Annotated in this window: 19 protein-coding genes; 8 read left to right on the top strand and 11 right to left on the bottom strand. The window is 62.6% G+C overall.

What is annotated here, in order from left to right:
- Window positions 1-66: 66 nt before the first annotated feature.
- The 3 genes from groL to KB874_RS13060 form a co-directional block, all read right to left on the bottom strand.
- A complete protein-coding gene (groL, locus tag KB874_RS13070; RefSeq protein ID WP_212537001.1) occupies window positions 67-1,704 on the bottom strand; it encodes a chaperonin GroEL in 1,638 nt (545 codons plus the stop codon).
- Window positions 1,705-1,748: 44 nt separating this feature from the next.
- On the bottom strand, window positions 1,749-2,036 hold the full coding sequence (locus KB874_RS13065; protein ID WP_212537000.1) for a co-chaperone GroES: 288 nt from the start codon (window positions 2,034-2,036) through the stop codon (window positions 1,749-1,751).
- A 133-nt stretch (window positions 2,037-2,169) separates the two neighbouring features.
- Window positions 2,170-2,406 (bottom strand): hypothetical protein, encoded by a 237-nt coding sequence (locus tag KB874_RS13060; protein WP_212536999.1) that lies wholly within the window; start codon window positions 2,404-2,406, stop codon window positions 2,170-2,172.
- Between the two features lie 150 nt (window positions 2,407-2,556).
- Here KB874_RS13060 and KB874_RS13055 point away from each other — a divergent pair, with 150 nt between their 5' ends.
- Entirely contained in the window at window positions 2,557-3,291 is a 735-nt protein-coding gene (locus KB874_RS13055; RefSeq protein ID WP_212536998.1) for a Crp/Fnr family transcriptional regulator, read from the top strand.
- Between the two features lie 104 nt (window positions 3,292-3,395).
- Here KB874_RS13055 and KB874_RS13050 read toward each other — a convergent pair whose 3' ends face one another.
- The 3 genes from KB874_RS13050 to KB874_RS13040 all read right to left on the bottom strand — a co-directional run bounded on the left by KB874_RS13050 (window position 3,396) and on the right by KB874_RS13040 (window position 6,251).
- A complete protein-coding gene (locus tag KB874_RS13050; RefSeq protein ID WP_212536997.1) occupies window positions 3,396-3,731 on the bottom strand; it encodes a cupin domain-containing protein in 336 nt (111 codons plus the stop codon).
- A 269-nt stretch (window positions 3,732-4,000) separates the two neighbouring features.
- Window positions 4,001-5,524: a malonate--CoA ligase gene (locus KB874_RS13045; RefSeq protein WP_212536996.1), complete on the bottom strand. Its 1,524-nt coding sequence runs from the start codon at window positions 5,522-5,524 to the stop codon at window positions 4,001-4,003.
- A gap of 31 nt (window positions 5,525-5,555) precedes the next feature.
- Window positions 5,556-6,251 carry a GntR family transcriptional regulator gene (locus tag KB874_RS13040; RefSeq protein ID WP_212536995.1) on the bottom strand — a complete coding sequence of 232 codons (696 nt, stop codon included), beginning with the start codon at window positions 6,249-6,251 and terminating at the stop codon, window positions 5,556-5,558.
- Between the two features lie 112 nt (window positions 6,252-6,363).
- Between KB874_RS13040 and KB874_RS13035 the strand changes: the two genes are divergently transcribed.
- The 4 genes from KB874_RS13035 to KB874_RS13020 all read left to right on the top strand — a co-directional run bounded on the left by KB874_RS13035 (window position 6,364) and on the right by KB874_RS13020 (window position 9,689).
- Complete coding sequence (locus KB874_RS13035) at window positions 6,364-7,590, top strand: CaiB/BaiF CoA transferase family protein (protein ID WP_212536994.1); 1,227 nt, start codon at window positions 6,364-6,366, stop codon at window positions 7,588-7,590.
- Window positions 7,587-8,393, top strand: a complete 807-nt coding sequence (locus KB874_RS13030) for an enoyl-CoA hydratase (protein WP_283054672.1) — start codon at window positions 7,587-7,589, stop codon at window positions 8,391-8,393. Before KB874_RS13035 ends, KB874_RS13030 begins: the two co-directional genes overlap by 4 nt.
- Window positions 8,393-8,860 (top strand): PaaI family thioesterase, encoded by a 468-nt coding sequence (locus KB874_RS13025; protein WP_212536992.1) that lies wholly within the window; start codon window positions 8,393-8,395, stop codon window positions 8,858-8,860. Before KB874_RS13030 ends, KB874_RS13025 begins: the two co-directional genes overlap by 1 nt.
- Window positions 8,861-8,951: 91 nt before the next feature.
- Complete coding sequence (locus tag KB874_RS13020) at window positions 8,952-9,689, top strand: SDR family NAD(P)-dependent oxidoreductase (RefSeq protein WP_212536991.1); 738 nt, start codon at window positions 8,952-8,954, stop codon at window positions 9,687-9,689.
- A gap of 225 nt (window positions 9,690-9,914) precedes the next feature.
- Here KB874_RS13020 and KB874_RS13015 read toward each other — a convergent pair whose 3' ends face one another.
- From KB874_RS13015 to KB874_RS13005, 3 genes are all read right to left on the bottom strand, one after another.
- The gene (locus KB874_RS13015) at window positions 9,915-10,640 is read right to left on the bottom strand and encodes an FCD domain-containing protein (protein WP_212536990.1); all 726 of its coding nucleotides are present in this window, start codon (window positions 10,638-10,640) and stop codon (window positions 9,915-9,917) included.
- 491 nt (window positions 10,641-11,131) lie between these two features.
- A complete protein-coding gene (locus tag KB874_RS13010; RefSeq protein WP_212536989.1) occupies window positions 11,132-11,923 on the bottom strand; it encodes an SDR family NAD(P)-dependent oxidoreductase in 792 nt (263 codons plus the stop codon).
- Window positions 11,913-12,980 carry an AbrB family transcriptional regulator gene (locus KB874_RS13005; protein ID WP_212536988.1) on the bottom strand — a complete coding sequence of 356 codons (1,068 nt, stop codon included), beginning with the start codon at window positions 12,978-12,980 and terminating at the stop codon, window positions 11,913-11,915. Before KB874_RS13005 ends, KB874_RS13010 begins: the two co-directional genes overlap by 11 nt.
- Before the next feature lie 786 nt (window positions 12,981-13,766).
- Here KB874_RS13005 and KB874_RS13000 point away from each other — a divergent pair.
- The 3 genes from KB874_RS13000 (at window position 13,767) to KB874_RS12990 (ending at window position 16,854) form a co-directional block, all read left to right on the top strand.
- Window positions 13,767-14,765, top strand: coding sequence for a tripartite tricarboxylate transporter substrate-binding protein (locus KB874_RS13000; RefSeq protein ID WP_212536987.1), 999 nt, complete (start codon window positions 13,767-13,769; stop codon window positions 14,763-14,765).
- 73 nt (window positions 14,766-14,838) lie between these two features.
- The gene (locus KB874_RS12995; protein WP_212536986.1) at window positions 14,839-15,327 is read left to right on the top strand and encodes a tripartite tricarboxylate transporter TctB family protein; all 489 of its coding nucleotides are present in this window, start codon (window positions 14,839-14,841) and stop codon (window positions 15,325-15,327) included.
- Window positions 15,328-15,336: 9 nt separating this feature from the next.
- Window positions 15,337-16,854 (top strand): tripartite tricarboxylate transporter permease, encoded by a 1,518-nt coding sequence (locus KB874_RS12990; RefSeq protein WP_212536985.1) that lies wholly within the window; start codon window positions 15,337-15,339, stop codon window positions 16,852-16,854.
- A 77-nt stretch (window positions 16,855-16,931) separates the two neighbouring features.
- Here the strand turns inward: KB874_RS12990 and KB874_RS12985 are convergent, their stop codons facing one another.
- Complete coding sequence (locus KB874_RS12985; RefSeq protein WP_212536984.1) at window positions 16,932-18,500, bottom strand: rhodanese-like domain-containing protein; 1,569 nt, start codon at window positions 18,498-18,500, stop codon at window positions 16,932-16,934.
- Window positions 18,497-19,438, bottom strand: a complete 942-nt coding sequence (locus KB874_RS12980; protein ID WP_212536983.1) for an alpha/beta fold hydrolase — start codon at window positions 19,436-19,438, stop codon at window positions 18,497-18,499. The genes KB874_RS12985 and KB874_RS12980 overlap by 4 nt, the downstream gene beginning before the upstream one ends.
- Window positions 19,439-19,855: the final 417 nt, after the last annotated feature.

Here is a 19,855-nt window from a genome sequence, read left to right as displayed (position 1 = left end):
CGGTGTTCATGTCCATCGAGAATGTGATTTCTTGTCTCGAGGCTCCTGCGCACAGGCCCCGTCCATTCACATCATTCCGCCCATTCCACCCATATCGGACATATCGTTACCGGCGCCGCCCTCCTTGGGTTTTTGCGCGACCATCGCCTCGGTCGTGATCAATAGCCCGGCAATGGACGCGGCGTTTTCCAGTGCGATCCGAACGACTTTCGTCGGATCGATAACGCCGGCCTTCAGCATGTCGACGTACTCCTCGGCTTGCGCGTCGAAACCGAAGCTCGGGCTGTCGTTCTCGATCACCTTCCCGACAACGACAGAACCATCGACCCCGGCATTTCCGGCAATCTGGCGCAGCGGTGCCTGGATCGCGCGGCGGACGATCTTGATCCCGGCATCCTGATCGCCGTTCTCACCCTTCAGTGTCGCCAGGACCTTGCCGGCATGAACGAGGGCCACGCCGCCGCCTGGCACGACACCTTCCTGGACCGCGGCGCGGGTGGCGTTCAGCGCATCGTCGACGCGGTCCTTGCGCTCCTTCACCTCGATCTCGGTTGCCCCGCCGACCCGGATCACGGCAATGCCGCCGGCAAGCCTGGCGAGCCGTTCCTGCAGCTTCTCCTTGTCGTAGTCCGAAGTGGTCTCCTCGATCTGCGCCCGAATTTGCGTGACGCGCGCTGCGATCGCGCCTTTGTCGCCGGCACCGTCGATGATCGTCGTGTCATCCTTGGTGATCGTGACCTTTCTGGCGGACCCGAGCATGTCCATGGTGACATTCTCCAGCTTGGTGCCCATTTCCACTGAAATCACCTGACCGCCCGTCAGCACGGCGATGTCTTCCATCATCGCCTTGCGGCGATCCCCAAAGCCCGGTGCCTTGACTGCCGCCACCTTCAATCCGCCGCGCAGCTTGTTGACGACCAGCGTCGCCAGTGCCTCGCCCTCGATATCCTCGGCCACGATCAGCAGTTGCTTCTCTGCCTGGATCACGGCCTCCAGCAACGGAACCATGGATATGAGAGATGTCAGCTTCTTCTCGTGAAGCAAGACGACGCAGTCATCCAGTTCGACGACCATCTTCTGGGCGTTCGTGATGAAATAGGGACTCAGATAGCCGCGGTCGAACTGCATGCCTTCGACCACTTCGGTCTCGGTCTCCAACCCCTTGTTTTCCTCGACGGTAATCACGCCTTCCTTGCCGACCTTTGCCATCGCGTCGGCGATCTGCCGACCGATCTCGACTTCTCCATTGGCCGAAATGGCGCCGACCTTGGCAATCTCGTCGCTGTCGCCCACCGGTCGCGACATGGTCTTGATCTCGGCCACGACTGCAGCGACGGCTTTGTCGATCCCGCGCTTGAGATCCATCGGGTTCATGCCGGCTGCGACGGCCTTCATGCCCTCCTTGACGATGGCCTGGGCCAGAACTGTCGCGGTCGTGGTTCCGTCGCCAGCCTCGTCGTTCGTGCGGGACGCCACCTCCTTCACCATCTGCGCGCCCATGTTTTCGAAATGGTCCGAAAGCTCGATTTCCTTGGCAACGGTTACGCCGTCCTTGGTGATGCGCGGCGCACCCCAGGATTTATCGAGAATGACGTTTCGGCCCTTGGGGCCGAGGGTGATCTTGACGGCATTTGCCAGCGTGTTGATGCCTTTCAGCATTCGGTCGCGGGCATCGGTACTGAAGCGAACTTCCTTGGCGGACATGGTGTGAATTCCTGAGACTGAGGTTGATGTGAAAGGTTTCGTACTCAGGCGATCACACCGAGAATGTCGCTCTCCTTCATGATCAGAAGGTCTTCGCCATCGAGTTTGATCTCTGAGCCGGACCATTTTCCAAAGAGGATCCGGTCGCCGGCTTTGACGTCCATGGGGATGCGCTCGCCGTCCTCGCGCCTTCCCCCGGCACCAACGAAGACAACTTCGCCTTCTTGAGGCTTCTCCTTGGCGGTATCAGGAATGATGAGGCCGCCCTTGGTCGTCTCGTCGCCTTCAATGCGGCGAACGAGGACCCGGTCGTGGAGGGGAGTGAATGACATCGACGTGCTCCTTGTCGAGGTAAGGGTTGCGGAATTGACCGGGTCGAATGCTCGGCTGAAGTGCGCGCAACGCGGCGTTATTCTATTCGGTTTCTACTTCGAGAATTTGGACCGACACCGGTGCCTGAGTAATTCACGAGCGGCGAACCGAGTTTCCACCAGCGATGATCGTGTTGATCAATTCGGCGACGGCCAGGTGGTTTTCCAATTCCAGATCGGTGCCAAGGGCGTTCTCATGAGTCGCCGCGGCGTCGCGAAGAACCCCCACGATCTCATGCTCCGGCAGCAGTCCGCGATCGTTCATGGCCAGCCGGAGCGCCTCGCAGATTGACAGGGCGGCCTGGCCTGCATGTTCGCTCGCGGTCGACATCTGGCGTTCCTTCCGTGACATCGTGATCCCCGGGGAAGGCGAGGTTCAGAGACATCCGTACTTCTCGCAGGAAGTGCTCTATGCTGAACTGATCCAGAGCAGTGTCCGGGATGATTTCCGAACCTGCGTCGCGGCACGCCGGGAGCCTCCATGACATCAGCCGAACACAGCCCTTTGACCCGCAAGCTCTCGGCCTTCGTCGCTCTGTCGGAGGTCGAACTGGCCGTGCTTGAGCGACTGCACCAGCGTCGCCGCTCCTTCGTCGCGGGGCGTGACATGGTGCATCAGGGACAGTCGGCTCAGGCCGCGTACATTCTGTCGTCGGGTTGGGTCTGTTCCTACAAGTTGCAGGCCGACGGGACCCGGCAGATTGTGGACTTCCAGGTGCCGGGGGATTTTCTGGGATTGCGCAGCGTCCTGTTGCGCACTTCGGACCACAGCTTCGAACCCATCGTCGACATCGAGGCCGCCGAAGTGCTGGCGAGCGATCTTCTTGATGCGTTCGCGCGGACGCCGCGCCTTGCGACCGCCATCCTCTGGGCGGCGTCGCGTGACGAGGCGATGGTGGTGGAACATCTCGTCGGGATCGGCCGGCGTGATGCGGAGGCCCGCATGGCGCATTTCCTGCTGGAGCTGGGATCGAGGCTTGCGCTGGTCGGCATAGGCAGCAAGAAAGGATTCGACTGCCCTCTGACGCAATACCACCTCGCCGATACGCTCGGGTTGAGCGCGGTCCATGTGAACCGCGTCCTGCGGCAGCTTCGCGAGAATGGACTGGTCACCTTTCGGGACGGCCTCGTTACGTTTCGCGACTATGGCGGGCTGGTGGAACTTGCCGAGTTCGATCCGGAATATCTGGACCAGACTGGGCCGCTCCTGAAATGAGGGACCGGGCCGCCCTCCGAAAATAGGCGGGCGCCACGCTGTCAGGCAGACGGCCGCTTTTCGACAGGAGAGCGTCCGGCGCATCTAGAGCCCGGCGCGACCTGTCAGCTCTTGTGTGCCGGGTCGGCGAATGGCGCTCCGGGCTCGCATACGTAGAACAGGTCCATGCGTGCCGGGACGTCGCCCGCGTTGCTTCCGGTCATGTTGATGCCGGCAGGTTCCACATAGACCTGTCCCGAACCGATCACCACGGGATCCTGATCATCCATTTCGAGCGTGCAGGCACCTTCGAGCATGTAGACCGTAACCGGAAACCGGTGACTATGGTACGGCGTGACATCCCCGGGAAGCAGGCTGGCGAAGAGTACTCGCACTTCCTGTTCCGCGGTTTTCGGCAGGCCCTTGTCGACTTCCCGATTGAGCGGTGTCAGGGCTGCCATGCCGGTCTCCTGCGCACTCCGGGTCGGCGATCTGGAGCGTGCCGACTATTTCGTGACGTCGCCGAGCGTGCCGCTCGAAAGCTACCGGGACGGCTTCGGCAACTGGTGTACGCGGACGGTGGCCCCGGCGGGGGACTTCACCCTGTCCACCGACGGGATCTCCCGCGACACCGGTACCCGGATCAGGCCTGTATCGTGAGTGTCCATGAAGCCGCGTTTTCCCATTCTGCGGACCTGAGGGCCCGGGAAGTGCGATGTCTTGGCTGGCGTCAGTTCGGGACCGGCTCGAACGCGCCTGCGAACTCGTCACGAAGCTGGTTCTTTTGCACCTTGCCCATCGTGTTGCGCGGCAACTCGTCCTTGATCTCGATGTGCCTGGGGCGCTTGAAGCCGGCAAGATCGCGGCGCACAGCCTCTTCGACGGCGGCCATATCGATGGTCGCTCCGTCTTCGGGCACGAGGATTGCCACAACGCTTTCCCCGAAATCCGGATGCGGAGCGCCAATCACGGCGCTCTCTTTGATGCCCGGCAATGCGTCCAGGAAGACCTCGATTTCCTTGGGATAGATGTTGTAGCCGCCCGAGATGATCAGATCCTTGCCGCGTCCGACGATATGGACATATCCGCGATCGTCGATCAGCGACAGATCGCCGGTGATGAAGAAGCCGTCCTCGCGCAACTCTTCGGCGGTCTTCTCGGGCATCTTCCAATAGCCCTTGAACACGTTCGGGCCCCGCACCCAGAGTACCCCGATCTCGCCGGTGGGCATCTCGGCGCCGGTCTCGGCATCGCAAACCTTTACCTCGATGCCGGGAAGCGGGAAGCCGACGGTGCCCGCGCGCCGCTCGCCATCATAGGGGTTCGACGTGTTCATCGAGGTCTCGGTCATGCCGTAGCGCTCGAGGATGCGGTGCCCCGTACGCTCCTCGAAACGCTGATGCGTTTCGGCCAGAAGCGGCGCGGAGCCCGAGATGAACAGCCGCATATGCGCCGTGAGGCCCCTGGAGAAGCGCGGTTCGTCCAGAAGTCGCGTGTAAAAGGTGGGAACGCCCATCATCGTCGTCGCCTCGGGCAGGCGGGCCAGTACGGTCTCGACGTCGAACTTCGGCAGGAAGATCATCGCGCCACCCGCCAGAAGCATCACGTTGGTGGCCACGAAAAGCCCGTGGCTGTGAAAGATCGGAAGGGCGTGCAGCAGCACATCCTTGCTGGTGAACTGCCAGCTGTCGATCAGGGCCTCGGCATTGGACAGCAGGTTCTCCTGCGTCAGCATCGCGCCCTTGGAGCGGCCGGTCGTCCCGGACGTGTAGAGCAGCGCGGCCAAATCGTCCCTGGCGCGTGGCACGGTGTCGAAGCGCGGCTGCTGCGCGGCGGCGATATCCGGCAACGTGCCCTGCCCATCGGTTCCAAGCGTCTTGAGGGTCGCACCGACATCCGCCGCGATGCCTTGAAGGTCGGTTTCCTCTGAAGGGTCGCAAACGAACAGTTTGGCGCCGCTGTCTCCCACGAAATAGTCAAGCTCGCGGGGCGTATAGGCTGTGTTCAGCGGTAGAAAGACCGCCCCGGCCTTGACGCATGCCGCATAGAGCACGAGCGCCTGAGGCGATTTGTTCACGTGAACGGCAACCCTGTCGCCGGGCGCGACGCCAAGCGAGACCAGCGCATTCGCCATGCGGGCCACGTCCTGCAAGAACACAAGATGGGACACAGTCTTGCCGTCGCCCAGGTGCAGGAACGGCGTGGACTTCCCCTCGTGCGGGGCAAAAAGCGCATCATACAGCGGATTTGTCATGACAGAGGGCCCTCGGTTTGTCGCGGCGCGGTCAGTCGCTGGCGCCAGCGTCGTCGTTTTCGACGATCTTGATGTAGCGTTCGAAGCCGGAGGTGATGTGGCGCTCGGCTGCGCGGCGGGCTTCTTCGGCATCTCCGGCGGCTACGGCGTCGCTGATCGCCCGGTGTTCTTCGAGGGATTGGGCGATGTTGGTGACGAGCGACAGGCCGCGCCGACGGAAGAGGTGCATTTCGCGGACAACGTTGTCGTACATCGACTTCGCGCGCGGATTTCCGGCACCGTTGAGCAGCATGTTGTGAAACGCGATATTCAGCGAATAGTAGGCTTTCGCGTCGTCATGGCTCGTTTCCATCAGCGCGAGATTCTTCTCGAGCGCCTCTGCCAGCGCTGGCTCGGTACCTTCGGCCACGCGGCGCGCGGAGTTCGCGCACGCCATGGCGAAGATCGCTCCGCGCAGGTCGTAGAGGTTGCGGACTTCTTCGAGGGTGGTTTCGTGCACGAAGGCGCCGCGGTTCGCGACAAGATCGATCAAGCCGGAATCGGCAAGCGAACGGATCGCCTCGCGCACCGTACCGCGGCTCACGCCCATCGCGCTCGACAGCGCAAGCTCGTTAAGCTTTTCCCCGGCGGCAAGATCGCCATCGACGATCATGCGCTCGATTTCCCCGCGGACCTCGTCGGCGAGCGTCGCGCGCGCCTGTCCAATTGCTTTTGCTGAAGCCACCATGCCTCGTCATCCCGTGTCCGGCCCATTTTGTCAACATTTAACTTTTATATGTTGCCATCTTCCGATCGTTCGCATAGCGTCCCCGGAAATTACCGGGCGGAAGGAATCCGAGATGGCACAGCAAGAAGGCGGGGGCGCGAAACCGCAATCGCAGGGCGCTGAGCCCGTCGCGAGTTCAGCGCTCAAAGGCATTCGCGTGCTGGATCTGACGCGGGTCCGGTCGGGTCCGACCTGCGTCCGGCAATTCGCCGATTGGGGGGCGGACGTCATCAAGATCGAGGCGCCGGAAGACAGTGCGCAGCTTGGCGGCCCCCGTTCGGGTGCAGACTTTCAGAACCTGCACCGCAACAAGAGGTCGCTGACGCTGAACCTCAAATCGGAGTCGGGGATCGAGGTCTTTCGCAAGCTCGCCAAGACCGCGGATGTCATTGTCGAGAACTTCCGCCCGGGCGTCAAAAAGCGTCTCGGCATCGATTACGAGACCCTCTCGGCCGACAATCCGAGGCTGATCTACGCATCGATCTCCGGCTTCGGTCAGGATGGTCCGCTCGCGGATCGTCCGGGATTCGACCAGATTGCCCAGGGCATGGGGGGTCTGATGTCGATCACCGGCAAGCCGGGCGAGGGACCGATGCGCGTCGGCATTCCGATCGCGGACCTATGCGCCGGGCTCTTTGCCGCGCAGGGCATCATGATTGCGCTGCTGGAGCGGCAACATTCCGGCAAGGGCCAGTGGATCCAGACTTCCCTGTTGCAGGCTCAGGTCTTTATGCTGGATTTTCAGGCCGCGCGATACCTCATGGATGGCGATGTGCCGAAGCAGGCGGGCAACAACCACCCCACATCGATCCCGACGGGCGTGTTCAAGACCAAGGACGGGCATATGAACATCGGTGTTGCGGGCCAGGCGATCTGGAAGCGCTTCGCCGTGATGATGGGGCGCGATGGGTGGATCGAGGACGCACGTTACGCAACGGCGCCGGCCCGGTCCGAAAATCGCGATGCACTGAATGCCGAGATCGAAGAGCTTACCGTGACGCGCACCACCGCCGAGTGGATCGATGCCATGAACGAAGCCGGCGTACCCGCCGGCGAGATCAACGATATCGGGCAGGTCTTCGAAAACCCGCAGGTGCACCACCTCGGCCTGGTGATGCCGGTCAACAGTCATGAGCGCGGAGAGAGCCACCTCGTTGGCCAGCCCATCCTGATGAGCCGCACGCCCAGCCACATCGCACATCCGCCGCCGACGGCGGGCCAGCACTCGAACGACATTCTGAAGGATCTGGGGTATTCGGACGCCGATATCGCAGCCATGAAAGCGCAAGGCGCGACCTGAGGCAAAGGAACCGACACATGACGGACAAGATCATCACCGAGCAATCCGGCGACATCGCGCGGATCATCTTCAACCAGCCGGAGAAGCGCAACGCTGTCTCTCTGGAGATGTGGGAGGCCGTGGAGGAGGCGCTCGAGCGTTTTGCACAGGACCCCTCCGTGCGGATCCTGATCCTGTCGGGCGCGGGTGGGAAAGCCTTTGTCTCGGGCGCAGATATTTCCAAGTTCGAAAGCGAACGGGCCAGCGAAGAGGGCGTAGCAAAGTACAATGCCACCACCAAGCGCGTCTACGACAACCTTGAGGCGTTCCCGAAGCCGACAATCGCCCAGATCGACGGGTTCTGCATCGGCGGCGGTGTCGCCCTGTCGCTGAGCTGTGATATCCGCATCTGCGGGCAGGGCTCCAATTTCGCCATTCCCGCGGCGAAGCTTGGTCTGGGCTATGGCTATCCGGGCATCAAGCGTCTCGTGGACGTTGTCGGGCCGTCCTTCGCCAAGGAAATCTTCTTTACCGCGCGCCGTTTCGATGCCGAAGAGGCGCGGATCATGGGGCTGGTCAATCGCGTTGTCGAAGACGGCAAGGTGGCCGAGGCTGCAGAGGAAACCGCCAAGATGATCGCAGCAAATGCGCCAATGACCGTTTCATCGGTGAAATTCATCGTCGGCGAGGCGGTCAAGGGCGACAGCACGCGCGATCTTGACGAATGCGAGCGTCGCGTGAAGGCCTGCTTTGACAGCCAGGATTACATCGAAGGTCGCCGCGCCTTTCTCGAGAAGCGCAAAGCGAACTTCGTGGGCGCCTGATGGCAGCGGCGCCTCCGGCCAGGATCGACGAAGCCGCCGCGCGGGCGCATTTCGAGGACGCTCTGAGCAGCCACGAACAGGCGTTCGAGACCTTCTTCTTCGCGCGCTTCATTGGCCTGTCTTTCGAGTACCTGCCGCTTGATGCGCCCGATGCGGACAAAGAGGTTTGCAGGCTGTCATTTCGCATGCACGACATGCTGCGCAACCCGCAAGGCGTGCTTCAGGGCGGGGTAGTTGCGGCAGCACTCGATATATCGATGGGTCATCTTCTGAAGAAGGTCCAGGGCGCCGGGGCGACGATCGAGATCAAGGTGCAGTACCTGCGTCCGGTGAGCCACGGATTGGTCACCTGCGAGGGCCGCTTCACCAAGAAGGGCCGGGCGGTATCCTTCATGGAAAGTCGAATGACCGACGCCGAAGGAAAACTGGCCGCGATTGCGACCGCAACGTGGAAAATGCCCGACTAGAACCGGTCAAGGGGGCAACGCCGGACTTGCGGCTGCCAAGCTGCGGCCGCGATCCGCGCATCAATAACAATGACAGAGAAGGCTGAAACGCATGGATAAGTCGCTCACCGGGAAGACAGCCTTCGTATCGGGATCAGGTCAGAATATCGGCCGCTCCATTGCCGTCCACCTGGCCGAGCTCGGCGCAAATGTTGTTGTCAATGGCTCCAGAAACGAGGCAGCCTGCGCCGAGACCGCCGCCCTGGTCGAGGCCGCAGGGGCAAAATCGCTGGTTGTGATGGGCGACATGGGCAAGGCGGGCGACGTGACGCGCGTGACGGATTCCGCCCTGGCAGAGTTCGGCGGCGTGGACATCCTTGTGAACAATGCCGCGCGCCGACCCTACAAGCCGTTCCTCGAGATGACCGACGAAGACTGGGACGCGGTCGTGGACCTGGCGCTCACGGGGGCGTTTCGCACTACGCGTGCGTTTCTGCCGGGAATGGTCGATCGCGGCTGGGGCAGAGTGATCAACCTTACCGGCATGAAGGCGATCCGCGGATATTTCGAAGGGGCCCCGATCTCGGCGGCCAAGCACGGCGTCTGGGGGCTGACCAAGGCGCTTTCGATGGAATTTTCCTCCAGGGGCATCACCGCAAATGCGGTCTCGCCCGGGCAGATCCGAAAGGATGACGCGACCAGGGATGACCCGGCGCGGGCGGCGGCCATTCCGGCGGGGTTCATGGGGACGTCGTATGATGTCGCGTCGGTCGTGGCGTTCCTGGCGACGCCCGAGGCCCGTTTTGTCACGGGCCAGATGATCGCGGTCAATGGCGGCGAGACGACGTAGCCGGCGCAGCGCGGCTCAAAGACGGTACTTTCGCGGCAGGGAGTGGCGGTCTTGAACGCCCTTGATCCGGTTCAGGCGGGGCTCCGGCGCGCGTTTGGGCCATGGCGCCTTGTTCCAATGTGAGCAGTCAAGAGTTCGCCTGACGACAAGCGGTGCCCGCGCATGAGGTCACATGGACTCGCGCGCCGCCGGGCAGCCTGCGCAACAGGTTGACCCAAAAGGGCCCTACCCTTTTTGGACAGGTGCAGCAGTCACGTCCTGGGTCATCTCTTCCCGGTCGAGGGTCGCCCGGAAGCGCATCTTTGCCCTCTCCACATGCCGAAAGAACGTCTGCTGGGCGCGCTGGTTGTCACCGGAGGCCGCGGCATCCACCATTTCGGCATGCTCCCGATTTGACACGGACAGGCCGCCCTCGCTGACCAGAACGCGCATTCGGCACAGGTGCAGCCTGTTCACGAAACTATGGTATTCGATCAAGAGAGCCTTGTTGCCAGCCGAGCGGACCAGATAATCGTGAAACTCCAGGTTGGCCCGGTAATACTCCGGCACGCTGCGCTTCTTCGCGAGCGTCTCCATGCGATCCAGATATACGTGCAGGTTTTCGAGAATTGTGTCGTTGATCCTGTCGGTCAGCAGATAACCGGCCAGCCCGAACAGGGCGGCGCGCACATCGTAGAGCTCAAAGGCTTCCTCGGGCGAAATCGTGCGGACGAAGACTCCGCGGTTGCGCACGGCTTCGGCCAATCCGCGCGCGCACAGGTTCTGCATCGCCTCGCGCAAGGGGCCGCGGCTGGTGCCGAATCGTTTCGACAAGTCCAGCTCGTTCAGTTTTTCACCGGGCTTCAATTCCCCGTTGAGGATCAGTTTCTCGAGCTTGCGCTGCAGCTGAGCAGACAAGGAAAGCTGCGCCTCGGCCAGATCGTCTGCAGTCTCAAACGGTGCCTTGTTCATGCCTCTCTCCAGATTCCCGCATCGTGCACGACCGCAGCGCCGACGACCATATCCAACCGCTGTTCAGTACCTCACACTGCCTATATGGCAAGCCCAGGGCCGTGTTTTTAGACTGTCGCAGCCAACGGTGTCGATGACGGAACATCCCCGAGCCGTGACAGTTTTTTGTGCTGATGTTGCCCAATGGGGCAGGCCCGCCGATCCGTCCGGTCCATGGCAAGGCCGGGCAAGCCCGGCGACCTTTCCCCAGCCTGCCCGGTGCTCTGCACGTCCCGCGAGATGCTTTCCGATAGCCCCTGACCCTGTTGCATGCTTGGGCGCGGCCGGTCCCGCCGGCGCCTGATGCACGGCAGGAAAGGGTCATGGTGACCACCGCTTCAGCCATGCCCAAGCGTTCACGCGCAGTGTCGCGCATGGTCCCGGCGCGCAATTCCCTGCGGACCTCATCGAGCAGGCATGGGGTGTCATGACGGCGCAATGGTTCCCCCGGTTCAGAGCAAGCCGCGGGCAATTCCGCCGTCCACGTTCACAGCCTGACCTGTCACATAGCTGGCGCAGGGGCTGGCCAGCCAGACCACCATCCGTGCGACTTCGACCGCCTTGCCGAAGCGGCCAAGGGGAATGTCCTTGGAGAAGTCGGCCAGAATATCCTCGCGGCTGCGATGCTCTTCGGCGGCCAGCTTGTCTGCCCGATTGGTCCAAAGGGGCGTCAGGGTGCGCCCGGGCGCCACAAGATTCACGCGAATCCCGTCCGGCGCAAGCTCGGCCGCGAGCGTCTTGTTGAGGCCCAGAAGGCCCGCCTTGTGCACATTGGAGACGATCTGGTGGGCGTAGGGCATCTTTGACGCCGCTGCACCGAGCAGCACGATTGCAGGTGCAGTGCCGCGCTCCAGCAATGGCAGGCAGGCCCGGATCGTGCGCACCGTGGACAGGACGTTGAAGTTGTAATTGTCCATCCATTGCTCATCGGTCAGATCGGCAAAGGAGGATCGGATGCTGCCGCCGACAGCCGAGATCAGAACATCCAGCTCGCCCCAGTGCTGCTTGATCTGATCGGCCAGAGCCTGCGACGCGCCGTCTTTGGTGACATCGGCCACAAGGGTCAGGGGCTTCTGGCCCGTCTCTGCTTCGATCTCGGCGGCGGCTGTCTCGAGGTTCCCGGCCGAACGCGAGGCGATGGCGACTGTCGCGCCCTCGGCGGCGGCGAGCTTGGCGGAAGCGAGGCCAATCCCATAGCTGCCCCCGACGACCAGGACGCGGCGGTTCTCATATTCAAGGTTCATTCGAAAATCTCCCAAGTCTGAGATAGAGGCGATAGACCCAGAGCACGCTGGTTGACACGATCAGGATCCGCATGACGTGAAAGGCCGCGACGGTTTCGGCGTCGAGGCCCATGAATTTGGCGACCAGCACCATTTCCGTGACTGCCGCCGGGGCCATCGACAGGAACGCGGTGACAAAGGTCAGTTCGGACATCGCGACCAGCAGCACCGCCCCGACGAGCGAGAAAGCGATCAGAAACAGACCGGTCACGACGCCCGCGGCGGTGACACGCGGCAACGCAGACAGCAGCTCGCGTTTGAACTGGCAGCCGAGCCAGACACCGAGCACCAGCTGCGCCAAGGTGATGAGCCAGGCTGGAATCATGATCATCTCCAGCCCTGCGAGGGCCAGCATGATCCCTCCGAGGATCGGCCCGACAAGCCACGGATTGGGCAGGGGGGTCCGCTTCAGCACGCGGGCGACGATATAGGCGAAGACAAGCCCGCCAATGAGCGCGGCGGTGTTGCCGTCATAGGGCACCGGCACCCTATCGGGTCGACCGGCCGCCCCAAGCGCAACGAAGGGTGCGATGGCCACGACAAGCGACACTCGAAGCGCATGGACTACTGCGACCGATGTCGGCGCCCCGCCGAAAGTCTGCGCGACATTCGCCATATCGGCAACGCCGCCCGCCGCGGTTGCAAAGAATGCGGTGACCGGATCGGCGCCCGCCAGCTTGCGGAACAGAAATGCGGCCAAAGTCGTGCCGGCCAGAAGATAGAGCGTGGCCCCGATCATCTGCGGCAAGAGCGCGACAGTCGCCGCCACGACCGGTGGGGTAAAGCGAAGGCCGATCGCCAAGCCGATCGCGACCTGCGCAAGCTCGCGCCCATGCGGCGCAAGCGGAGCCTGCACCCCGAAGCCGGACAGAACGGCGAATACCAGGAACGGGCCGAGCATCCAGGGCAGCGGCAGGCCGACCAAGGCTGCGCCATATCCTGCCAAAGCCGCGAAACCATAGGTAGGGATCAGCCAGATTGCCGACGGTTTGCGCTTTGAAGCGGCACTGATGGTCATGCGATCGACCATCTATCTCGACCAGCGCCGGAGTAGGGCCCGTGCGATCGGGGCGGTCCACGCATTCGAGGCGCCGGATCCGGTGACGGCGACTCGATCGGTCCTGCCTTTGCGCGTGTGGCTGCGTTCGCTTGCCGCGACGACCGTTCGAGCGAACTCCGCCGCGTTGGGGTAACGGCGTCGTGTCGACTCCGCGCGGGCAGCATACCTTGCGATGGTCCCGAAGCGGAGGGCATGGCGCGAGGCGACAGGTGATCCCGAAACCGCGGTCACGATCCCTGAGCGCCAGAAGATCGTCACGAATTTCGCGAGCGCGGCGATACGCTGCGTGCCCGTACCAGCCTGAACGTCAGCCGTCATCCTGATCAAGGCAATCCTCCTCCTGTCAATACGAGCATCGCGTGATGTCAAGCTGCAGCGTTTATGGCCGTGACAAGAGCAAGATGCCACTTGATTGTCAACAATATCGCCAAGACCCATCCTGCGGAAAGAGTGGAGGGAGCACCCGGGATTGACGGGGTTGTCATAGTGATTGCCGACTAAATATATGAAAAATATAATTTTATAGCAAAAATCACGTACTGACGCGAACGAGGTCATCCGAATTGACGCCAGGCGATCAAGTGAATATTTTCGCTGCGCACCTCAAGCTGCCGCCAGTTTGTTGACAATCTATGTGATGTCCATATCGTGTGCCAAGCGTGCCAGCCCCCTGTGCGGATGCAGGACACAGAGGCGGCGATAGAAGACGGAAATGAGAAGAGACCTTTTTGGGAGGAAAGAATCATGACCAGCAAGCTGAACCGTAGAACGATGCTCAAGCTGAGTGGTGGGGGCATCGCAGCTGCGGCGATGGCATCGCCATCGATCCTGAGCGCTCAGGACGCCTATCCGTCGCGTCCGATCAACGTCGTGGTGCCCTTCGACACCGGCGGCTACAACGACCGTCTCGCCCGCGCCTTCGCGCCGTTCCTGTCCGAGCGCCTCGGCCAGCCCCTCAACATCATCAACCGCGGCGGCGCCGGCGCGCTGCTCGGGCACACGTATTTCCTTCAGCAACCCGATGACGGCTATGCGCTGCTGTGCACCTCGGCGGCGCCTTACCTGCCGCTGAACATCCTGACGCAGGATGCGCCCTTCACCATCGATCAGTTCCACATGGTGAACCTGCCATCGCGTGACTACACCATGCTGGCCACCAGCACCGAATCCGGCATCACGTCGATCGACGAGGTGATCAGCCGGCTCAAGGAAGATGCGAACTCGCTGTCGATCGGGATACAGCCGGCCTCGGCCGACCTCGTCAACCTGATGCTCATGGCCGATGCGCTTGGCATCGACCGCGAGGCGCTGCGTCTCGTGACCTTCGACGGCGGCGGACCCACGCGGAACGCGGCGGCCGGCAACGTCGTCGACATCGCGCTTGTCGGCGGTCAGGGCTTCCTGCCGCTCGCCGACAAGATCGTTCCGCTGCTGATCTTCGACGATGCGCCGCGGGACGGCTGGAACAGTAAGCTGATCACCGAAGTCTCGGCGGATGCTCAGTTCGTGTCGGGATCCCAGCGCGGCTGGGCCGTCCATTCCTCGCTTGTCGAGAATTCGCCGGAGATCTACCAGACGATCCTGACCGCGATCGAAGAGACGTCGAAGGATCCGGCCGTGATCACGGCGTTGACCAACGCCCAGCTTGCGACCGATTGGTTCGGGCCCGAGGTGTCGAACAAGTCCCTGCGCGCCACCGCCGCGGTGATGGAGCAGCACATCAGCCTGCTTCAGGGAACCTGACCTTTCCTGTTCTCAAGCCTGCCGCCCCGATCTTCGGGGCGGCATTCGTTCATCGCGTGAAGGGGGGCGCCGAATGCAGAAAACCGGAAAAATAAAGGTTCAATGGGGACACCTCGCGTTGCTGGCCGTGCTCGGCACCGCGATCCTGGCCTACCTTCTCGACGCGCGCGCCACATCGCTTCGCACCAACAACCTTATTCTGGTGCAACCGATGTCGATTCTGGCGCTGATCCTTCTCTTGATGGTGCTGCCCCAATGCTTCCAACGGGTCCCGCCAGCGGGCGCGGAGGAAGACCATGCCGCCCTTCCCGCCACGCCGAAGGAAACGCCGATCGAGCTTGCCAAGATCGGCGTCGTGACAGGCGCTTTCATCCTCCTGGCCTTCTTCATGGAGCAGATCGGCTTCGATATCGCCGTGTTCAGCTTCCTCGTGCTCGGGATCTTCGTCTGCGGTGAACGCAACTGGATCGCCAACATTGCCTTCAGCGCCGTCTTCACGGCATTGCTGATCTACGGCTACGGCGCGATCATCCCTTTTCCCTTCCCTCTTGCCGTGCTCTGAGGGGCTCTCATGATCAACTTCGACGCTCTCGGCGACGCCTTCACGCTCCTGTCGACATCCTGGTCGGCCTGGGTCTTCGTGATCCCGGGCCTGCTCGTGGGGCTTTTCTTCGGCTCTATGCCCGGCATCTCGATCACCATGGCCATGGCGATCTTTCTGCCGATGACGCTCTACATGGATTTCCTGCCGGCGATCATCTTCCTGACGTCGATCTATACCGGCGCGGGTTTCGGCGGCTCGGTTCCGGCCGTGCTCATGAACATCCCGGGAACGTCCTCGGCGGTCGCGACCACGTTCGACGGCTACCCGATGTCGCGGCAGGGGCGCCACAACGAAGCGCTGGGCCTCGCCCTGTCCTCGTCGGTCATCGGCACGCTGAGCAGCTACATCCTGCTGATGTTCATCATCGAACCCGTCTCCGGCGTCGTTCTCAAGATGGGCCCGCTCGAGTTGTTCGTCGTCGCGATATGGGGCCTCATGCTGCTCGGCTCGCTGGCCGGGGATTCGATCCCGCGTGGGCTTCTGGCGGGCACGTTCGGATTGCTGCTTGGCACGGTCGGCATGAACTCCGCCGGGTATATCCGGGGCACGATGGGCATTCCGTGGTTGCTGGACGGTGTCCCGACCATCCCCGCGATGATGGGCCTTCTGGCCGCAAGCCAGCTGCTGAACCTCGTCAACACCAGACACTTGATCGAGGACGAGGACCTTCGGAAGATCTCTCTGAAGAAGATACTCAACGGCTTCCGCGAGTCGTTCCAGTTCAAGACGATCATCGCGCGCGGCGCGATCATCGGTGTCATCATCGGCTCGATCCCCGGTGTCGGATCGTCGATTTCCAACCTGCTGTCGTATTCCGAGGCAAAGCGGAATGCCCCGGACGGCGACACGTTCGGCAAGGGCAATCCCAAGGGCGTCATCGCCGCGGAAAGCGCCAATTCCTCGTCCGAGGGCGGCGCCATGGCGACAATGCTGGCGCTGGGAATTCCCGGCGGCGGCGCGACGGCGATCCTGCTGGCGGCCTTCGCGATGCACAACATCGTCGGTGGCCCCAGCTTCATCGCCAACAACCAGGACATCGTCTACGCGATCATCATTTCGAACTTCGCACAGGCGCTCCTGCTCCTGGTTATCGGTCTCGGCTTCGTGTACTTCGCCAGCTACATCGTGCGGGTGCCGATGCGCTACCTGATCCCGAGCGTGCTCGTGGTCGCGCTGTTCGGCTCCTACGCGATCGATGGCACCTCGTCGGGGCCGATCACGCTGGCAGTGTTTGCAGTGATTGGCTGGGCGATGGTACGCTACAACTATCCCGTGGCTGCGGCGGTGGTGGGTTTGATCCTCGGCAATCTCGTCGAGGGCAACTTGTTGCGCACCTACCAGATCAGCGGGGGCGATCCGGCCTACGCGCTGGAGCGTCCGGGTGCCTTGTTCATCATGGCTCTGATGGTCATCTCCTTCAGCCTTTCGGCGTTCTCCAAGATGCGCCGCAAGCGCAAGGAAGGCGCGGCGATGGGCGCGAGCTGAGACGCGCGACGCGGTCACGAAAAGGGGCGGGTTTTCCCGCCCCTTTGCTTTTGATGTGACCTGTCTTCAGGGATTCTTCAGGGATGAAGAAGCTTGTATTCCGCCCGCTCCACATCGCTCAGTTGAGCGATCAGACCCGTCTCCCATTCAAGGTATCGACGCGAGGCTTCGAGGTTGCCATCGTGCCGGTCGTGGACGAAGAACAGATGGTCGATGCACTCGGCATCGGACGGATGGTCTGGCGTGGCGACGATTGCCGCGCCCGCCTTGACCAACGCGTCGTGACCGCCTGCGACAACGGCAACATCGCCGAGCCCGGCCTCTTGCAGGTCTTGCGCGGTCCAGGCCGCTTTCGCCTCATCTTCCGCGAGCAAGAGAACGGGCGACCCTGACAGATCCGGCACCATCGCTGCCAGCCGTGGTCTGCAAGTCCATTGCGCGCCATCGACATGCGCCTTTCGGAAGGTCATGGACGGGCGAAGGTCCAGCAGGGTCGCGCCACCGGACAGAGCGTTCATCGCCTCCGGCGCAGCTATGGTCTTCACCTCGGGTGCGGGCGTGGCTTCGGTCTTTGGCAAGGCCTCCCGATCACCGGTCAGGCGCAAAACGTGTACCTCGTAGCCAAGCTGGACCAGCCAGAACGCCGCCAGCGCCGATCGCAGGCCGCTGTCGCAGCACAGGATCACGCGCGAACGGAAGGTCGCGATCCATTGGTCCGTGGCTTGTGTGATCTGCCCGCAGGGGCCATGCGCTGCGCCGGGCACCGGGTCATCGCTGGCTTCCGCGGCAGTGCGGGTGTCGAACAGATACGTCGTGCGCCCGACGTCCCGCAGCATTCCGGCGGCTTCGTCCATCGTGATCTCGGACAGGCCGAAGCGCGACAGGATCCGGTCCGCCGCCGCGCTCGATGCGGCAAGTCCGGCGTCGTTCAAAGGCGGAAACGGATCTGCCGAGGCGCCACGGTCGAGTTTCTCTCCCGCCAGCGCCCAGCCCTGAGTGCCGTTCTCCAGGGCCAGTACGTCGCCGCTATAGCCCGAGATTCGCATCCCGATCGCGCCAACGATGCCGCGCGTCCGGCCGGCGCAGGTAATGACGAGGGGGGCTTGCTCGATGCCGTCGAAGCTTGCCACGCGGTGCGCCAACTCTCCGTTCGGCAGGCAGACAGAGCCCGGCACCCGCATCTTTTCGTATTCCGCCGGGGGACGGCCATCGAAAAAGCGGAAGCTGCGGTCTTCGCGCGACCATTCCGCAAGCTCGGGCGCCGTGATCATCGCCGGGTGCCACAACGTCTCGGCCAGTTCACCCAGCGTCTTGGACGGCACGTTGACGCCCTTGTAGACGCCAAGGCCTGCCGCGTCCCAGGCCGGCATACCGCCCGAGATCACCTGCAAGTCGGTGTATCCGAGCGTGGCAAGTCGCGTGGCGGCGGCTTCCGCGATGCCGTCGCCAGCGTCGAGGATCAGCACGGGCACATCGCGGCGTGGCACCAGGCGCCGCACGCGGGTTTCAAGGACGGAATAAGGCAGAGGGATCGCGAAAAGCGGATGCGCCTCGCCGAATTGCCCGGCCTCGCGCACATCGAGAAAGGCGACCTCGCCGCCTGCATGGAACAGGGCGGATGCGTCCTTCGGATCGATCCGGTTCATTGCGGCACGTCCAGATTGGGCTCTTTGCCGGAGAAAAACTCCCAGAAGATCGGGTAGACTATGTCTGGCCGATGCTCGGCCGGGTAGTGCCCGGTCGGGATCGGCGTGCCGCGCAGGTCGGGCGCCCATTGGCCCCAATCCTCAAGCACTTTGAAGTGACGGCCGCAATGGCTGTTGGAACCCCAGAGCACCAGAACCGGGCAGTCGATCTTGCGCTTTCCGAAATCCGCCGTGTCCATCTCGAAATCGAGCGAGACCGTCGCGCGGTAATCCTCGCAGACCGCGTGGATCTGCTCGCGCGTGGTGCAGCGGATGTATTCGGCCATTGCCTCGGGCGAGAAGATCTCAAGCCCGACGTTCTTCTTGTTCAGCTTGTAGTTGATGTAATAGGCCGGATCGGCCGAGAGCAGGTCTTCGGGAAACGGCGCTTTCTGCGCCATGAAGAACCAGTGATAGGCCTCGAGGCCCCAGCCGAGGCTGACCTGTGACAGAACGTTATAGGTCGGAACGATATCAAGCGCGGCAAGCGCGGTAACCCGCTCGGGTGCGTCCAGCGCCATGCGGAAGGCGACACGGGCGCCCCTGTCATGTCCGGCCACGCCAAAGGTCTCGAAGCCGAGGCCGCTCATGATCTCGAGGAAATCCTGCGCCATCGCGCGGAAGGTATAGGCAGCATGATCCTCGCCACCGTCTGGCTTGGAACTGTCGCCGTAGCCGCGCAGATCGGGCGCGATCACGGTAAAGCTCTTGGCCAGAGCCGGGGCGATGCGGTGCCAGCTGACATGAGTCAGCGGGTTGCCGTGCAGCAGCAACAGGGGTGGGCCGTTGCCCGCAATGGCGACATTGATCTCCGCCCCGGAGGTCTGGATGCGTTCGCGTCGGAACCCCTCCATGAGTTGCTTGGGCGCCGTCAGTTCCGGCATGTCGGTCCGTGTCATGTGTCCCTCCTATTGTCGACAAAGCGGGAATGAGCGCCACTGGCTGGAGAAGCCGTAAAAACGCTCCCACGCCTATTTTAAATGGAAAAATCAAGTGCGTTCCGAGAGGCATCCATTCGTCGCGCGCACCCTGTTATTGCGAACATTGACATCCAATACCGGGGCATCAAGACATGATTGTTGACAATAAGCAAGCGCTGATGGCATTCAGGTCGCACGCTGAGATGGTCGGTGCCTCGCGTCGCCAACTGCGCACAGGAGGAACGCCGATGGCCAGACAGAGCGAGGTGACCGGTCGGCTTCTATCGCGCAGCATCATCGTATCGATGGGGTGTCATGACCTCGGTGGATCGACTGACTGCCCGGACTGGCGGGCCATCCTGTGAGATGCCGATGCCCCTGCCGCAAACCTCGATG

This window comes from Thetidibacter halocola, from assembly GCF_018224955.1.
In the GTDB taxonomy this organism is placed as follows: Bacteria; Pseudomonadota; Alphaproteobacteria; order Rhodobacterales; family Rhodobacteraceae; genus Thetidibacter; species Thetidibacter halocola.
Note: the sequence above shows the minus strand (reverse complement) of the source record. Positions and strands in the feature narration are given on the sequence as shown.

What these genes read in the sequence shown, in the direction of transcription:
- groL (WP_212537001.1), bottom strand. Translation starts at nt 1,704, where the DNA reads ATGTCCGCCAAGGAAGTTCGCTTCAGTACCGATGCCCGCGACCGAATG.
- KB874_RS13065 (WP_212537000.1), bottom strand. Translation starts at nt 2,036, where the DNA reads ATGTCATTCACTCCCCTCCACGACCGGGTCCTCGTTCGCCGCATTGAA.
- KB874_RS13060 (WP_212536999.1), bottom strand. Translation starts at nt 2,406, where the DNA reads ATGTCGACCGCGAGCGAACATGCAGGCCAGGCCGCCCTGTCAATCTGC.
- KB874_RS13055 (WP_212536998.1), top strand. Translation starts at nt 2,557, where the DNA reads ATGACATCAGCCGAACACAGCCCTTTGACCCGCAAGCTCTCGGCCTTC.
- KB874_RS13050 (WP_212536997.1), bottom strand. Translation starts at nt 3,731, where the DNA reads ATGGCAGCCCTGACACCGCTCAATCGGGAAGTCGACAAGGGCCTGCCG.
- KB874_RS13045 (WP_212536996.1), bottom strand. Translation starts at nt 5,524, where the DNA reads ATGACAAATCCGCTGTATGATGCGCTTTTTGCCCCGCACGAGGGGAAG.
- KB874_RS13040 (WP_212536995.1), bottom strand. Translation starts at nt 6,251, where the DNA reads ATGGTGGCTTCAGCAAAAGCAATTGGACAGGCGCGCGCGACGCTCGCC.
- KB874_RS13035 (WP_212536994.1), top strand. Translation starts at nt 6,364, where the DNA reads ATGGCACAGCAAGAAGGCGGGGGCGCGAAACCGCAATCGCAGGGCGCT.
- KB874_RS13025 (WP_212536992.1), top strand. Translation starts at nt 8,393, where the DNA reads ATGGCAGCGGCGCCTCCGGCCAGGATCGACGAAGCCGCCGCGCGGGCG.
- KB874_RS13020 (WP_212536991.1), top strand. Translation starts at nt 8,952, where the DNA reads ATGGATAAGTCGCTCACCGGGAAGACAGCCTTCGTATCGGGATCAGGT.
- KB874_RS13015 (WP_212536990.1), bottom strand. Translation starts at nt 10,640, where the DNA reads ATGAACAAGGCACCGTTTGAGACTGCAGACGATCTGGCCGAGGCGCAG.
- KB874_RS13010 (WP_212536989.1), bottom strand. Translation starts at nt 11,923, where the DNA reads ATGAACCTTGAATATGAGAACCGCCGCGTCCTGGTCGTCGGGGGCAGC.
- KB874_RS13005 (WP_212536988.1), bottom strand. Translation starts at nt 12,980, where the DNA reads ATGACCATCAGTGCCGCTTCAAAGCGCAAACCGTCGGCAATCTGGCTG.
- KB874_RS13000 (WP_212536987.1), top strand. Translation starts at nt 13,767, where the DNA reads ATGACCAGCAAGCTGAACCGTAGAACGATGCTCAAGCTGAGTGGTGGG.
- KB874_RS12995 (WP_212536986.1), top strand. Translation starts at nt 14,839, where the DNA reads ATGCAGAAAACCGGAAAAATAAAGGTTCAATGGGGACACCTCGCGTTG.
- KB874_RS12990 (WP_212536985.1), top strand. Translation starts at nt 15,337, where the DNA reads ATGATCAACTTCGACGCTCTCGGCGACGCCTTCACGCTCCTGTCGACA.
- KB874_RS12985 (WP_212536984.1), bottom strand. Translation starts at nt 18,500, where the DNA reads ATGAACCGGATCGATCCGAAGGACGCATCCGCCCTGTTCCATGCAGGC.
- KB874_RS12980 (WP_212536983.1), bottom strand. Translation starts at nt 19,438, where the DNA reads ATGACACGGACCGACATGCCGGAACTGACGGCGCCCAAGCAACTCATG.